The organism is Vibrio sp. SCSIO 43097 (assembly GCF_023650755.1).
Taxonomy (GTDB): Bacteria; Pseudomonadota; Gammaproteobacteria; order Enterobacterales; family Vibrionaceae; genus Vibrio; species Vibrio alginolyticus.
Genome location: NZ_CP071840.1, coordinates 715,603 through 731,804, shown reverse-complemented (window position 1 = coordinate 731,804; position 16,202 = coordinate 715,603). Strand labels below are relative to the sequence as shown.

Annotated in this window: 12 protein-coding genes; 4 read left to right on the top strand and 8 right to left on the bottom strand. The window is 44.5% G+C overall.

All coding sequences use genetic code 11. The annotated features are described in order from the left end of the window. Positions 1-54 precede the first annotated feature (54 nt). From glmM to rlmE, 4 genes are all read right to left on the bottom strand, one after another. On the bottom strand, positions 55-1,395 hold the full coding sequence (glmM, locus tag J4N40_RS03490; protein ID WP_005388992.1) for a phosphoglucosamine mutase: 1,341 nt from the start codon (positions 1,393-1,395) through the stop codon (positions 55-57). 19 nt (positions 1,396-1,414) lie between these two features. Then, positions 1,415-2,245, bottom strand: a complete 831-nt coding sequence (folP, locus tag J4N40_RS03485; RefSeq protein WP_250654468.1) for a dihydropteroate synthase — start codon at positions 2,243-2,245, stop codon at positions 1,415-1,417. Positions 2,246-2,297: 52 nt separating this feature from the next. After that, entirely contained in the window at positions 2,298-4,271 is a 1,974-nt protein-coding gene (ftsH, locus tag J4N40_RS03480; protein ID WP_031781272.1) for an ATP-dependent zinc metalloprotease FtsH, read from the bottom strand. A 108-nt stretch (positions 4,272-4,379) separates the two neighbouring features. Next, positions 4,380-5,009, bottom strand: coding sequence for a 23S rRNA (uridine(2552)-2'-O)-methyltransferase RlmE (gene rlmE, locus J4N40_RS03475; protein WP_005388985.1), 630 nt, complete (start codon positions 5,007-5,009; stop codon positions 4,380-4,382). A 138-nt stretch (positions 5,010-5,147) separates the two neighbouring features. Here rlmE and yhbY point away from each other — a divergent pair, with 138 nt between their 5' ends. Then, positions 5,148-5,444 (top strand): ribosome assembly RNA-binding protein YhbY, encoded by a 297-nt coding sequence (yhbY, locus tag J4N40_RS03470; protein WP_005380066.1) that lies wholly within the window; start codon positions 5,148-5,150, stop codon positions 5,442-5,444. A gap of 84 nt (positions 5,445-5,528) precedes the next feature. Here the strand turns inward: yhbY and greA are convergent, their stop codons facing one another. Continuing rightward, positions 5,529-6,002 (bottom strand): transcription elongation factor GreA, encoded by a 474-nt coding sequence (gene greA, locus J4N40_RS03465; RefSeq protein ID WP_005380065.1) that lies wholly within the window; start codon positions 6,000-6,002, stop codon positions 5,529-5,531. Positions 6,003-6,547: 545 nt separating this feature from the next. Here greA and J4N40_RS03460 point away from each other — a divergent pair. Continuing rightward, a complete protein-coding gene (locus J4N40_RS03460; RefSeq protein WP_005380064.1) occupies positions 6,548-7,570 on the top strand; it encodes a porin in 1,023 nt (340 codons plus the stop codon). Positions 7,571-7,756: 186 nt separating this feature from the next. After that, positions 7,757-9,178 (top strand): serine-type D-Ala-D-Ala carboxypeptidase, encoded by a 1,422-nt coding sequence (gene dacB / locus J4N40_RS03455; protein WP_017820417.1) that lies wholly within the window; start codon positions 7,757-7,759, stop codon positions 9,176-9,178. On the opposite strand, the gene J4N40_RS03450 is transcribed toward dacB, so the two are convergent. Then, complete coding sequence (locus tag J4N40_RS03450; protein ID WP_005380062.1) at positions 9,157-10,002, bottom strand: magnesium transporter; 846 nt, start codon at positions 10,000-10,002, stop codon at positions 9,157-9,159. The two genes, dacB and J4N40_RS03450, sit on opposite strands and share 22 nt — an antisense overlap. A 418-nt stretch (positions 10,003-10,420) precedes the next feature. Continuing rightward, complete coding sequence (tyrS, locus tag J4N40_RS03445; RefSeq protein WP_017820416.1) at positions 10,421-11,608, bottom strand: tyrosine--tRNA ligase; 1,188 nt, start codon at positions 11,606-11,608, stop codon at positions 10,421-10,423. Positions 11,609-11,738: 130 nt separating this feature from the next. Here tyrS and shyC point away from each other — a divergent pair, with 130 nt between their 5' ends. After that, positions 11,739-13,031: a peptidoglycan DD-endopeptidase ShyC gene (gene shyC, locus J4N40_RS03440; protein ID WP_005386530.1), complete on the top strand. Its 1,293-nt coding sequence runs from the start codon at positions 11,739-11,741 to the stop codon at positions 13,029-13,031. 64 nt (positions 13,032-13,095) lie between these two features. Here the strand turns inward: shyC and vmeK are convergent, their stop codons facing one another. Next, complete coding sequence (vmeK, locus tag J4N40_RS03435; protein WP_054576316.1) at positions 13,096-16,200, bottom strand: multidrug efflux RND transporter permease subunit VmeK; 3,105 nt, start codon at positions 16,198-16,200, stop codon at positions 13,096-13,098. Between the last annotated feature and the right edge of the window lie 2 nt (positions 16,201-16,202).

The window sequence follows — 16,202 nt, the reverse complement described above, 5'->3', positions numbered from 1 at the left end:
CAAAAAAAGGGCAAAAGATGCCCTTTTCATTCAAGACATGCTTTAACGCAATGATTAACAACTTGCTTTAACAGCCTCAGCGATTTTCAATGCTGAGTGTTGAACTAGTTCACCATCTTCGCCTTCCACCATAACGCGGATCAAAGGCTCAGTGCCAGACTTACGCAGCAGTACACGCCCTTTATCACCAAGTGTCGCCTCTACTTCAGCGACAGCGTTTAATACAGCTGTAGCTTCAAGAGGGTTACTTTCTCCTGAGAAACGGACATTTTCTAAAACCTGAGGATATAATGTCATTCCTTGCGATAGTTCATATAAAGACATATCGCTGCCAATTACAGAAGCAAGTACTTGAAGTGCAGCAACAATCGCATCGCCGGTTGTGACTTTATCTAATAAGATCACATGGCCTGAGTTTTCAGCACCAATTTTCCAACCTTTTTCTAGCAGTTGCTCCATGACATAACGGTCACCAACAGCAGCACGTACAAACGGAATGCCTAGCTGCTTTAAACCATTTTCCATACCCAAGTTAGTCATTAGTGTACCAACAACACCACCCTTTAGCTCACCACGACGAAGTGCATCACGAGCGATGATATAAGCAATTTGGTCACCATCAACTTTGTTACCTAGGTGGTCGACCATAATGATGCGGTCACCATCACCATCAAATGCGAGACCAAGATGCGCTTGCTCTTCAACAACACGCTGTTGAAGAGCTCGTACGTCTGTTGCGCCCACTTTTTCATTAATGTTGATGCCGTTAGGCTCTACGCCCATAGCGATAACTTCTGCCCCAAGTTCTTTGAAAACATTTGGAGCGATGTGGTACGTTGCACCGTGCGCACAGTCTACTACGATCTTAAAGTTCGCAAGGCTCAACTCAGATGGGAAAGTACTCTTACAGAATTCGATGTAACGACCAGCTGCATCATTTAGGCGGGTTGCTTTACCAAGCTCAGCAGACTCCACACATTCAATTTCTTTATCTAACTCAGCTTCGATCGCCAATTCGATATCGTCAGGTAGCTTAGTACCCTCAGAAGAAAAGAATTTAATGCCGTTGTCGTAATATGGGTTATGTGATGCAGAAATCACAATACCAGCCTCGGCACGGAAAGTCTGAGTTAAATATGCCACAGCTGGAGTTGGCATGGGACCAGTAAATGTTGCTTTAAGTCCCGCAGCTGCAAGGCCAGCCTCTAGTGCAGATTCAAGCATATAACCTGAAATACGTGTATCTTTACCTATGATAACTTTCTTTGTGCCTTGTTTCGCTAGTACACGACCAGCAGCCCAGCCAAGCTTAAGTACGAAGTCTGGAGTGATTGGGTATTGTCCTACTTTACCGCGCACACCGTCAGTACCAAAGTAACGTCTTTCATTCGACATAAACTTTCCTTTATTATTTTTAAATATTGTTTTTCGTCATCTCAACAACTTTCATTGCTTCGATTGTCTCTTCAAAGTCATGCACGCGAATGATCTGCGCGCCTTTCATCGCGGCAATCGTAGCACAAACAACACTTGCGTTCGTACACTCTGCTGCTGGCTTGTCTAACAGTTTGAAGATCATGGATTTACGAGACATGCCAGCCAAAATAGGCAGGCCGAATTCATGAAACTTTTCAAGATGAGCAAGCATATGATAATTGTGTTCGATTGTTTTGCCAAAGCCAAACCCAGGATCGAGAATCAGTTGAGATTTATCAATCCCTGCAGCTTCACACGCCGCGATACGTTCTTCTAGAAAAGCCGACACGTCCCCCATTAAATCATCATAATGAGGGTCAACTTGCATGGTCCTAGGTTGACCTTTCATATGCATCAGACAAATTGGAAGGTTTGCTTCTGCTGCGACTTCCAGAGCGCCTGGCTCTTGCAGCGAACGGATGTCATTGATCAAATCAGCCCCAGCATCAATTGCTTGACGCATCACTTCTGCTTTACTGGTGTCAACGGAAATCCACACATCATACTTTTCACGAATGGCTTTGATTACTGGGACAACACGCCTAAGCTCTTCTTCCAAAGACACATCCGGTGCACCAGGCCTTGTCGATTCACCACCAACATCAACAATACTTACACCAGCCTTTATCATTTTATCAACTTGAGCAAGAGCAAGTTCAATTGAGTTGTATTTACCGCCATCCGAAAAGGAATCCGGTGTCACATTTAGAATGGCCATGACATTTGGACGCGAAAGGTCCAAAGATTTGTTATTTGCTGTAATCATCATCATAAACACAAAAACCCCGAGATAACTCGGGGTTTAATATTATCGATACTCTTTATTCAGAGTCTTTCTTTTCAGGCGCTTCGTTAGAAGTTGTTTCAGAAGAGCTAGGCTGTTCTACATCTTTCGCAGTCTCCGTTGCTTCTTCTTTAACTTCTTGCTTTGCTTGAGGCTTGTCGCTGTCTTCTGGTTTGCTTGCTGAGTTATCACTCCAGCCCGCAGGCTCACGAATTTCAGCTTTGCGCTCCATTAAGTCATCAATCTGGCGAGCATCAATGGTTTCATACTTCATCAGCGCATCTTTCATCGCATGCATGATATCCATGTTCTCTTGAAGAATCTTCTTCGCACGATCGTAGTTGCGGTCAATGATCTGACGAACTTCGTCATCAATCAACTTCGCTGTATCGTCAGACACATGTTTAGTCTGAGTTACACTACGCCCTAAGAACACTTCGCCTTCATCTTCTGCATACAGCAGAGGGCCAAGCTTTTCAGAGAAACCCCATTGAGTAACCATCTTACGAGCAATATCTGTTGCGCGCTCGATATCATTAGAAGCACCGGTTGATACTTTGTCAGCACCGTAGATAAGTTCTTCTGCTAAACGACCACCGTACAAGCTAGAAATCATTGACTCTAGGTGTTGGCGAGACATACTCACGCGGTCCTGCTCTGGAAGGTACATTGTTACACCCAACGCACGACCACGTGGAATGATAGACACTTTGTACACTGGATCGTGTTCAGGAACCAAGCGACCAACAATCGCGTGACCCGCTTCGTGGTATGCTGTTGACTCTTTCACTTCCTCAGACATCACCATTGAACGGCGCTCAGCACCCATCATGATTTTGTCTTTCGCCAGTTCAAACTCAACCATAGAAACGTTGCGCTTGTTACCGCGCGCAGCAAACAGTGCAGCTTCGTTAACTAAGTTTGCTAGGTCAGCACCAGAGAAGCCTGGAGTACCACGTGCGATGAGAGAAGGCTCTACATCACCCGCTAGAGGGACCTTACGCATGTGAACTTTTAGGATCTGTTCACGGCCACGTACATCTGGAAGACCAACTACCACTTGACGGTCAAAACGACCAGGACGCAGTAGCGCAGGGTCTAGCACGTCCGGACGGTTAGTCGCAGCGATAACGATAATACCTTCGTTACCTTCGAAACCATCCATCTCAACGAGCATTTGGTTTAGTGTTTGTTCACGTTCATCATGACCACCACCAACACCTGCGCCACGTTGACGACCTACCGCATCGATCTCATCGATAAAGATGATACAAGGTGCAGCTTTCTTTGCTTGTTCAAACATGTCACGCACACGAGATGCACCAACACCAACGAACATTTCTACGAAATCAGAACCAGAGATAGTAAAGAATGGTACTTTCGCCTCACCGGCAATGGCTTTCGCTAGAAGCGTTTTACCCGTACCAGGAGGACCAACCATTAGAACACCCGTTGGAATCTTACCGCCCAGTTTTTGGAAGCGGCTTGGATCGCGTAGGTAGTCCACCAGTTCTTTCACGTCTTCTTTTGCTTCGTCACAACCAGCAACGTCAGCAAAAGTTGTCTTGATTTGTTCTTCGCTCATCATTCGAGCTTTACTCTTACCAAAAGACATGGCGCCTTTACCACCGCCGCCTTGCATTTGACGCATGAAGAAAATCCATACACCAATTAGTAAGATCATTGGGAACCAAGAGATGAAGATAGTACCAAGCAAGCTTTGCTCTTCTGGAGGCGTGCCTTGTACTTTCACGTTTTGGTTAATTAGGTCATCTAGAAGCTTTTGGTCATACACTGGCATGTAAGTGACCATTTTGGCACCGCCGCCACGACGAACAAAGCTAATTTCACCGTCTTTAAAAGTTGCTTCTTGAATCTGGCCTTGGCCAACTTCCTGTACAAACGTGGTGTAATCCACGGTTCTGCCATTGCTTTCTCCAGGGCCAAAGCTCTGGAATACCGACATCAATACGACGGCGATAACAAGCCACAGAATTAAATTTTTTGCCATGTCACTCAAGGTGTAAGCCTCTCGATAACTAATTGTAATTAAAGGTAGGGTACTACAGTTCATTAACTGTAGCTATAGTGTTAACACGCTCTCAAGAGAGCAAAATGGTTAACCTTTGTAACCAGTGGCTACGACGAAGACCTCTCGAGAGCGAGCTCGCGATGAGTCTGGTTTTCTAATTTTTACGGCTTTAAACATGTCTCGGACTTCTTTCACATACTGATCGAAGCCTTCCCCTTGGAAAACCTTTACGACAAAGCTACCATTAGGCGCTAGAACTTGTCGACACATATCTAAAGCTAATTCAACTAAATACATAGCGCGAGGTTGATCAACAGAATTGTTTCCCGCGATGTTAGGCGCCATATCAGACATTACTACGTCTACCATGGAAGGTTGGATCCTTTCTAGCAAAGCTTCCAATACCGCATCATCACGAAAGTCGCCTTGTAAAAAGCTAACGCCAGCAATCGGGTCCATAGGAAGCAAGTCACACGCGATGATCTGACCACTGTCCCCTACTATCTTAGCAGCATATTGAGACCATCCGCCCGGCGCAGCCCCCAAGTCGACGACTGTCATTCCAGGCTTTAACAATTTATCTTTCGTTTGAATCTCATCGATCTTGAAATAAGCACGTGAGCGGTAGCCTTTTTTTCGGGCTTCATTCGCGTATTTATCATCAAAGTGTTCTTTCAACCAACGACCAGAACTAGCCGAATGTTTTTGTTTACTCATTTTAATCCCAACAAGGCACAAATTGGAGCTATTGTTTTAATAGGCGCTACCTATTACTCAATAAATTATAGTCTTCAGCAATAGATGGCGTTAAAATAGCTTTTTTCAACCCTTATTTTAAAGAAAATTGGCCGCGTAATGAACCTAAGCACCAAACAAAAGCAGCACCTTAAAGGCCTAGCTCACAGTTTAAAACCTGTTGTGCTAATGGGCGCAAATGGACTTACAGAAGCCGTGCTAGCAGAAATTGAAATCGCTCTTAACCATCACGAACTTATCAAAGTAAAAGTTGCTTCGGAAGATCGTGAAACAAAACAGCTAATCATCGACGCTATCGTACGTGAGACGGGCGCTGAAAAAGTTCAGACTATTGGTAAAGTGCTTGTGCTATATCGCCAGTCTGAAGAGCGTAAAATCGAAATCCCTCGTAAGTAACTCTACTTACGTTGCTGAAGAAAAAAGGTCGCCTGAGGCGACCTTTTTGCGTTTTATCAGAGTAGTAATGCTACTCCAAACGACTTAGATATATTCTACTCGGTCAATTTCGAAGTCTTTCGCGCCACCTGGAGTTTGAATAGCAACTTCATCGCCTTCCATCTTACCAATCAGGCCACGAGCAATAGGTGAGCTCACTGAAATGCGACCTGCTTTGATATCGGCTTCGTCATCACCAACGATTTGGTACGTTTTTTCTTCTTCGGTGTCGATATCAATCAAGGTTACGGTTGAACCAAAAATAACTTTACCCGTGTTCTCCATCTTCGTTACATCAATAACTTGAGCAACTGACAGTTTGTATTCAATGTCACGGATTTGTGCTTCACAAATGCCCTGCTCTTCACGAGCGGCGTGATATTCAGCATTCTCTTTTAAATCACCTAGCTCACGAGCTTCAGCAATTGCCTCTGAGATCTGAGGACGTAGTTTAAGTAGACGATCGAGTTCTGCACGTAGCTTTTGCTCGCCACGTAGTGTCATTGGAACTTTTTCCATTTTATAACCTCAAGCCCAAATGGGTCTTTGGACAAAAAAAGCCCACCCTGTCATAGGACTGGGTAGTGCGCTTAAAGATGTATTTCGTTTAGTGTAAACAAACTCCCGGACGAAATCATCTTAATTCGAAAGACAGCAAGACTATGCCTTTTCGGCATAATGATATAACTCACTTTTAGAGCGGTTCTAGGGCGAATCACCTTCTCAATTTATTGAAAAACAACACTGTTCATTACACCAAAAACCTCAAAAAAGATAAAAACTAATCAATGTCAGGCCAATGTCATTGCCAATAATTTCAATCAAAAACAGTAATTTAAATAAAAACAACGCACAATTGAACAGTGTTCATCAGTGGGATTTATATCATTTTACTAACTCATACGGAAACTTTAGCAGTAAAACATGTCCAGCGAGTTGTTAGATCAATGGCTTACAAGTGCGAACTATATCGCTCAATTAGCCAATTTTGGACCAACAACTTGTGAGAGATCACCTCTCCCCCATACAACAATGATTATGGACAGCTAACTAGGACAAATAAGATGAAAAAGACTCTAATTGCTCTTTCTGTATCTGCAGCAGCTATGGCAACTGGCGTAAACGCAGCTGAACTTTACAACCAAGACGGTACTTCTCTAGAAATGGGCGGCCGTGCTGAAGCACGTCTATCTATGAAAGATGGCGACGCTCAAGACAAATCTCGCATCCGTCTAAACTTCCTTGGTAAACAAGAAATCAATGACAACCTATACGGTGTTGGTTTCTGGGAAGGTGAATTTGAGACTGCTCAAAACGGTACTGTAGACGGCGACGACAAGAGCGATCTAGAAACTCGTCTTGCTTACGCTGGTCTTGGCGGTGCTTACGGTGAGTTCGCATACGGTAAAACTGAAGGTGCACTAGGCGTTATCACTGACTTCACAGATATCATGGCTTACCACGGTAACTCTGCAGCAGACAAACTAGCTGTATCAGACCGTACAGACAACATGATGGCTTACAAAGGCCAGTTTGAAAACCTAAGCGTAAAAGCAAGCTACCGCTTCGCTGATCGTATGGAAAACAAAAACACTGGTGAGTACTACGACAACAAACAAGACGGTTACTCTCTATCTGCAATCTACGCTCTAGCTGACACTGGTCTTGAGCTAGGTGCTGGTTACGCAGATCAAGACAAAGCTAACGAGTACATGCTAGCTGCATCTTACACAATGTCTGATCTTTACTTCGCTGGTGTATTCACTGACGGCGAGAAAATGGAAGATTCAAACAACAGTAACACAGTTGATTACACTGGTTACGAGCTAGCGGGTGCTTACACTCTAGGCCAAACAGTATTTACAACATCATACAACAATGCAGAAACTAACAACGAAACTTCTGCAAACAACTTCGCTGTTGATGCTTCTTACTACTTCAAGCCTAACTTCCGTGGTTACATTTCTTACAACTTCAACCTGATTGATGCAGGTGACAAGTTTGGTTCAACTGACACGAGCAAAACAGTTGCAACTAAGATCGATGCTGAAGACGAGCTAGCTCTAGGTCTACGTTACGACTTCTAATTCCGGTCTTTGACTAGAATATCGAATGCCCGCTTTAAGCGGGCATTTTTTATACTTAATTTTAAGCAGCGCGCCTTTCTCTCGTGTCTCATTCATGAAGACATTTGAAGCATTTCTTTAGTTACCTAGCATATTGAAAGGACTTGCGTATACTCAATCACATAACTCACCTTAGAAAGTATCATTATGCGTTTACGTTGGCCCTTGCTCATATTCTCTTCATTACTTTCTGCTTTTTCACAAGCGTACCCTCATCAAGAAGTGCTGCCTGAAGGCGCCCGCATCAGTTTAGTTGCGGAAAAACTCAGTGAAAATGCTGAGCTTGACGGTGTTCATCCTACCGAACAACTGTTCCCACCAGCGAGTACATTAAAAATCGTCACCGCATTAGCCGCAAAGCTAGAACTGGGTGATAATTTCCGGTTTCGAACCAAGCTGGAAACGTCGAACTCAGATGCAGTGATTTACTTTGTCGGCGACCCAACACTCCAAACCAACGACTTAAAATCACTTCTCACTCTAGCTAAGAAAAATGGCTTAAAACGGATTAACGGTGACCTATGGCTCGATAACAGCGCATTCACTGGTTATAACCGTGCGGTGGGCTGGCCGTGGGATATCTTGGGAGTTTGCTACAGCGCTCCGGCATCGACCATCACACTCAATAACAACTGTGTACAAGCCTCTATCTATACACAAAAAGATGGTGGAACGCGGGTCTACGTACCAGAGCATCAACCTATTCGTGTCACAAGTACCGTAGAAACAGTTTCTAAAACCATTAAGAAAAGTCGTCATTGTGACTTAGGTTTAGTTGCAAATCCCGATAACAACTACAAGCTAACAGGGTGCTTGGTTGAAAGAGACAAACCATTGCCACTGAAATTTGCGGTTCAAGACCCTGAGCGTTACACCAGTCAAAGGTTGGCGACTTTGCTCAAGGAGCTCAACATTGGGGTATCAGGAAAGATTAGGGTCGGTACGGCGCCAGAAAAGCAGCGAAAGCTCATCGCAATGCATCAATCAAAGGCCTTACCAGACATTCTTGAAGATATGCTCAAAAACTCTGACAACTTGATTGCCGACACATTAACCAAAACACTTGGTGCTAAATTTTTCGTTCAGCCAGGCAGTTTTACTAACGGTACAGAAGCGATCAAGCAGATCATTTTCGCCAACACTGGTATTGATATTCGTAATGCGCGCCTAGAAGACGGCTCAGGACTTTCGCGAAATAACCGGATCTCCGCGACCAAGATGGCTGAAATGCTGCGCTATATTTGGAAGCATGAAAACGAACTCAAATTGATTGCCATCATGCCGAAATCAGGTGAATCCGGCACATTAAAGTACCGACAAAGTATGCGAAAACTTCCAATTAAAGGACAGCTGATAGCGAAAAGTGGCTCTATCTACGGGACTTACAATATGGCTGGATATGGCTTGGATAAAAATGGTCAACCTAACACCATTTTTGTTCAGTTTGTTTCAGACTACTTCCCAGAAAAACGGGACGACAACACACCTGTCATCGCCCCGATTACACATTTTGAGCAGCTTTTTTACAATGACATTGTGAACTTTAGTCAGGCAATACCTAAGAAATAGTTCACCACGTTAAAGTAAATCCACATTCCTGAAATATCGACGATAGACGCAAGAACTGGACTCACCAATACGGCTGGGTCCAACTTGCAAGCTCGTGCAATAATTGGCAACAGCCCGCCCAATGTTGTAGAAATGGTGACTTGAATGAACAGCGCAACTGCTATTGCCAGTGCGATATCGGTCAGTTCAAAGCCTCCTGTTGATTGTCCTGCACTAAATAACATAATGCGTCCAATCATCACGATAGCGATCGCTAGCGCAATAAATAGAGCGACTCGGCTCTCTTTCCACAAAACTTCTAACCATTGGCGTTTTTTTAACTCTCCAGTAGCAAGAGCACGAATCACTAAAGTTGCTGCTTGTGTTCCTGTGTTACCACCAGCAGCTGCAATCACTGGCATGTACACTGCAAGTAAAACAAGCTGACTAAGGGTGTCCTCATACTGAGCAATGATCAAGCCTGACACTATCCCTAAAAGAGCCAGTGCAATGATCCACCCAATACGCTGCTTCACGTGCCCCAAAACACTAGTCGATAAATAACCATCAGGTGTATCAACTTCAGACATATGCAGACCTAATTGGTGAGCATAATGACGTGCGCGTTTGTCATGGCCTGCTTGCTCAAGTTGAGCAATAAGACTATTCACATAGCCGACAGAGCAATGCTGTAAAATACCTACAGCCTCATCAATCGGCATAACCGTAAGCAAATGGACTTGTTGCTCTTGCTCGTACTGCAAGAATGCATTGCGAGCTGCACCAATTTCTACTTCAGAAAAGTTTGGTGTTGTTTCAATAAAAGTGTTGTTCATTACCGTCATGGCGAATCTCCCGATTGGCATTGGTAACGACCATCGACAAAGCATGAAAAGCCACTCTTGCACGCTAAAAGTCAGACAACAAATAAGATGCACAGAGAAAACCAATGCGAATGCACTGTCTATTCAGAATGTATGAAGGAAATAACGAGAAAAAAATTAGAAAAGATGCCTCACCACTTAGGTAAGGCGGAGATCGCCAATACCGAAGCGGGTTATTTCGCTCCCTTAATCTTACTCACCCAACGACTGGGAGGATGGTCGGTATTGTTCATGTAAATCTCCGATAGCGCTGCCATTATTGGCAGCGCAAGTATAGTAGCAAAGTTCATCAGGTATGGAAGTTTTACTTTGCCGTTTTTGCTAAATTTTCATACAAAAAAAGCGCCCTTCGGACGCTTTCATTTGCAGTCATTATGGATTACTGAATAGTAATACGAGCAAATTTACGTTTGCCTACTTGGAACACGTAAGTACCCGCTTCTGGAGCAAATTTGCTGTCCGCAATTTTTTCACCATCAATCTTCACAGCGCCCTGCTTAACCATGCGCATCGCATCTGACGATGATGGACATAAACCTGCTTCTTTCAACAGATTACTCACTGGGCGACCTGCGTCAAAGTCAAACTCTGGCATTTCATCAGGAATTTGGTTCTTCGCAAAACGGTTTACGAATTCTTGCTCTGCTGCATCGGCATCGGCTTCACTGTGGAAACGAGCAATAATTTCTTTTGCTAGCAATACTTTGATGTCACGAGGGTTTTTGCCCGCTTCTACATCAGCTTTGAATTGAGCAATCTCTTCCAGAGGACGGAAAGAGAGCAGCTCGTAGTAGCTCCACATTAAGTCATCAGAAATAGACATGATTTTACCAAACATTTCGCTTGGCGCTTCGCTGATACCGATGTAGTTGTTTGCTGACTTAGACATCTTCTTCTCGCCATCAAGGCCCACTAGAAGCGGCATCATCAGTACAACCTGAGGTTTTTGACCGTGAGACTTTTGCAGTTCACGACCCATTAGAAGGTTGAACTTCTGGTCTGTACCACCTAATTCAACATCCGTTTCCATTGCTACTGAGTCCCAACCTTGTAGAAGTGGGTACATGAACTCATGAATAGCAATTGGCTGACCACCCGCGTAACGCTTTTTAAAGTCGTCACGCTCTAGCATACGAGCAACGGTTTGGTTTGCCGCAAGGCGAATCATACCTTCTGCGCCCAATTCAGACAGCCACTCAGAGTTAAACTGAATTTTAGTCTTTGCAGGATCGAGAATTTTGAACACTTGCTCTTTGTACGTTTCAGCGTTACGCAATACGTCTTCGCGACTTAGCGGTGGACGAGTTGTGTTTTTACCTGTCGGGTCACCAACCATTGCAGTGAAGTCACCGATTAGGAACGTCACTTCATGACCTAGTTCTTGGAACAAGCGAAGCTTATTGAAAATAACCGTATGACCTAGGTGAATGTCAGGTGCTGTTGGATCAGCGCCCAATTTAATACGTAGAGGACGGTCTTCTTTTAGTTTTGCGATTAGCTCTTCTTCTGGAATCAGCTCTTCAACACCGCGCTTAATCTCGGCTAGTGCAGCTTCAATGCTCGCCATTCTTGTTCACTCCCACAGATTTGGCAAAAATATAATAGCTGAACATATTACTTGAATAGCGATGCATTTTGAAACACGTTAGACTAGGTAGTTGTCACTTTTTCCGTTTAATTTAGCAATCAAGTACCTCATGCATTCGATTTTTGTCCGACTTCCACTCTTGCACAAAGTATTGATCGGTTTTTTTAGTGCGCTGATTATCTTCGCGCTCTTCTTTTTACCTGATCCGCAAGACCTAGACCCGCAGCAGAGCCGATTAAAAGTTGGTCAACATTATCCTGTGCCAGTTTCCCTCGAACTCAGTGCACTAAATAGTTCATCGCCTGCGGTTCCCGCCGTGCTGCGCTGGGAGACATACAAGGTAAAAAATGGCGAGAGTGCTGCCATCTTATTTAGTCGCGTAGGGCTTTCTGCTCGTCTATTACATGAACTGGTGTCATCAGACAAAGAAGTGGAAAAACAGTTAACTCGGCTTCGACCTGGTGACCGATTGCAATTTGGTTTTGACGAAAATAACGACTTGGTGCAGCTAAGAAGAACACTAAGCGCGTTCGAGACTTTTCGTATCACATTAAAAGACGGCAAGTACGTTTCTGAAGTTGATAAAAAAGAAGTCGACTTCCAGTACAACTACGCTGAAGCCACCATCAAATCAAACTTTTGGAATGCAGGAATATCTTCTGGATTAAATGGTAACCAAATCATGGAACTGGCTGGCATATTTGGTTGGGACATCGACTTTGCTTTAGATATTCGTAAAAACGACAGCTTCCGAGTACTTTACCAAGAGGAAGTGGTAGAAGGTGAAGTAATCGGCCGTGGAAAAATCATTGCTGCGATCTTTAAAAACCAAGGCGATACCTTTACCGCAATATTGGATCAGAAAAGTGGCAAGTATTACGACGAAAATGGGCGTGCAATGAAAAAAGCATTCTTACGCGCGCCGTTGGACTTCCGTCGAGTTTCGTCTAATTTCAACCCACGCCGCTTACATCCAGTGACGGGACGCGTTCGTCCTCATAGAGGCACGGACTATGCGGCACCAGTGGGCACCCCGATTTGGGCGGCTGGTGATGGCGTTGTTCAAAAATCGTCTTACAACAAATTTAATGGTAACTACGTTTTCATTAAACATAGCAATACTTACATTACCAAGTACCTGCACTTAACCAAACGTACTGTACGAGCTGGTCAACGCGTTAAGCAAGGCCAAACCATTGGTACGCTTGGCGGAACTGGCCGTGTAACTGGCCCTCACCTGCACTATGAGTTCCTTGTGAATGGTGTCCATAAAAACCCGCGCACGGTGAATTTGCCACAATCTAAATCCCTGACAGGCAAAGCGAGACAAACTTTCATGGCAAACGCGAAAATTAGCATGGACAAGCTTGAACGCTACAGCAAACTGCTAGCAATGAAGTAAGCCAGGTATTGAAAAGGGCAGCGAAGCTGCCCTTTTTGTTTTGTCGATATCATCACGATAAAGCTTACTGTTCGGAGTGATGCTCTCTCCCGAGCATAAGCAAACACGGTGTCAGAACTAACGTTAGCAAAGTCGCAAACGCCAAACCACCCGCGACAGCGGTCGCAAGCTGAGACCACCATTGAGTGCTTGGTGCGCCAAACTCCACTTTCTGATTAACTAAGTCGATGTTCATTTCTAACACCATTGGCAATAAGCCTAATATGGTGGTCACCGTCGTAAGTAAAACGGGTCTTAAACGCTGCACACCCGTACGCAAAATAGCCTCAGATTTTTCTAAGCCACGTTTACGCATCTGATTATAAGTATCGATTAAAACAATATTGTTGTTTACCACGATACCAGCCAACGCAATCACTCCAATTCCCGACATAATGATGCCAAATGGCTTTTGGAAAATAAGTAACCCGGCGAAGACACCAACGGTAGAAAACAGCACTGCACTAAGGATTAAGAAAGCTTGATAAAAGCTATTAAACTGCGTAATTAAAATCAAAGCCATCACACCAAGCGCGACAATAAAAGCATTTTGCAAGAATGCTGATGAGTTTTCCTGCTCTTCATTTTGACCCCGAATCTTATATTCAATGCCTTCCGGTAAGTCGAGCTGTTCCATTCCAGCGGCAATCTTAGGTAACTCAAGCGCCAAATTGTAACCTTCCACCATATCCGCTTTAATATTGATAACTCGATGACTGTCGACCCGACGAATAGTGTCTTGCTTATGATCTGGTTTGATTTGAGCAAAATTCGTAATCGGTACCAGACCAGCTGCCGTTTTCACTCTCAGTTGATCAAATCGACCTATGTCGCGCTTATCTTGCGGATAGCGCACCAAAATATCGACTTCTTCATCCGCATCATCGGGCAAATAATCGCCTATTTTCAAGCCGTTCGTAACAAACTGGACGGTATTCCCGACTAAAGTAGCATCCGCTGCAAAGCGAGAGGCGTCATCTCGCTGGATATCAATTTGCCAATCAATCCCTTCCTTATTAGTGGTATCACTCAAGTTGGTCAGTGCAGGATTACCATCAGCCCAATGTCGTACTTTTTTGGCTGCTTCATCTAACGCACTAACACTCAAATTTCGTGATGACACTTCAATCACGAGATCATGCTCGACAGGCGGTCCTGCGTCCGGGAATTTATACTCAAGTTCAACACCATAAAAGCGGTCTGTCGTCTCTTTTAGTTCCTCAATAATGGTTTTCACTTTGCGTCGATACTGCCAATCCACAGGCGTTATTTGAATCTGGCCAATCTCGTCCCCATTATCGCTCGATCCTGTGCGCGTGTAGACACTTTCAAACTCGTCATGACCGAGCATCACCTTCTCGATTTCGCGCATAACAACATCTTTTTCGTGAATAGACAGGTCACCATAAGAACGAACTTTAACGGTAAAAAAGGCAGGGTCCACCTCAGGGAAAAACTCTGCACCCAAGCCAGCTTTGTTGTAAGTGAAGCCGACACCTGCCGCTAGCAGTATCGCGCTGAGTAAGACCTTCCATGGATGACGAATCGCTACCGACAGAGTCTGGTAATAAAGCTTGGTAATGCCTGTCGCTTTTTCAAAGTTGCCGTTATGCAGCTCAACCATTTCTCGCTGAGCTTTCTGATTGACTACTTGAGGCTTGCCAATGATCCCACCGATGACAGGAACGAACAATAAAGCCATCATCAGAGAAGCGGCCAAAGTAGCAATTAAAGTAAGTGGTAAGTACTTCATGAACTCACCAGTGATGTCTGGCCAGAAAAGTAACGGAGCAAACGCAGCCAATGTGGTTGCTGTGGATGCGGTAATAGGCCAGGCCATTCGCTTTGCGGCATCTCGATAGGCTTCTTTACGTGGCGTTCCTTCTTGCATGCGCCGATCTGCAAACTCTGTCACCACAATGGCACCATCCACCAACATGCCTACTGCCATAATTAAAGCAAACAGTACGACGATATTGACCGTCAGCCCAAATACCGATAACACCAACAACCCAGTCAAGAACGATCCTGGAATAGAAATCCCCACGAGAAGCGCGGTCCTAACCCCCAATATGGCAATAATGACGATAACTACGAGGATAATTGCGGATAAGATATTGTTTTGTAGATCACTGAGCATCAATTTGACATCGTCGGATTGATCCCAAGTGTATTTAACTTGCAAATTGTCGGGCCACTCGGCGCGCTTCTGTCCCTGAGCCAGTACTTCTTTTACCAGCTCAACCGTTTCAATGATGTTTTCCCCTGCCCGTTTTTTTACGTCCAAAACGATGGCAGATTCGCCATCTAAACGAGCAAAACTTTCAGGATCGCGAAATGCACGCCGTACTGTCGCCACATCGCCAAAAGTGATCACCTCTTTTCCATTCACCTTGATAGGTAGTTCAAGCACATCTTTCAGTGAATCAAAAACCGATGGGACTTTTACCGAAAAGCGTCCATACCCAGTATCGACAAACCCCGCAGCCACAACTCGGTTATTCAAGGCAATTAAATTATAGATATCCGCTTGATCGAGACCGTAGCTTTCCATCAATAGCGGATCGACAACTATCTCCACGATGTCTTCGCGATCTCCTGCGATTTCAACCTCAAGAATCTGACGGAAACTTTCCAAACGATCACGTAACGTTCTGGCAATCTGAACAATGGTTCGCTCTGGTACGGTGCCATAGAGCACAACGGTCAAAACAGGCTCTTCAGATGCAAACGTGACTTCGTTTACCGTTGGCTCATCACTGTCCTCTGGTAACTTTGGCTTCGCAAGATCAACCGCATCACGCACATCTGCCATCGCTTTATCAAGATCCACTCCGACACTAAATTCCAGCGTCACCGAAGCATGACCTTCTGATGCCACAGAGGTCATCTCTTTTACGCCTTCAATAGAGCGCAACTCTTGCTCTATTGGCCGAACTAATAAACGCTCGGCATCGACAGGAGAAATGCCTTGATGCCCAACAGAAACGTAGATAATAGGAATGGTAATATCAGGGCTCGATTCCTTGGGGATTGTGACGTAAGTAATGACACCTGCAATTAATATCATCACCAACAATGTCAGCATAGTGCGAGCGCGAGATAACGCAGCATCAATCAGAGTGTACATAG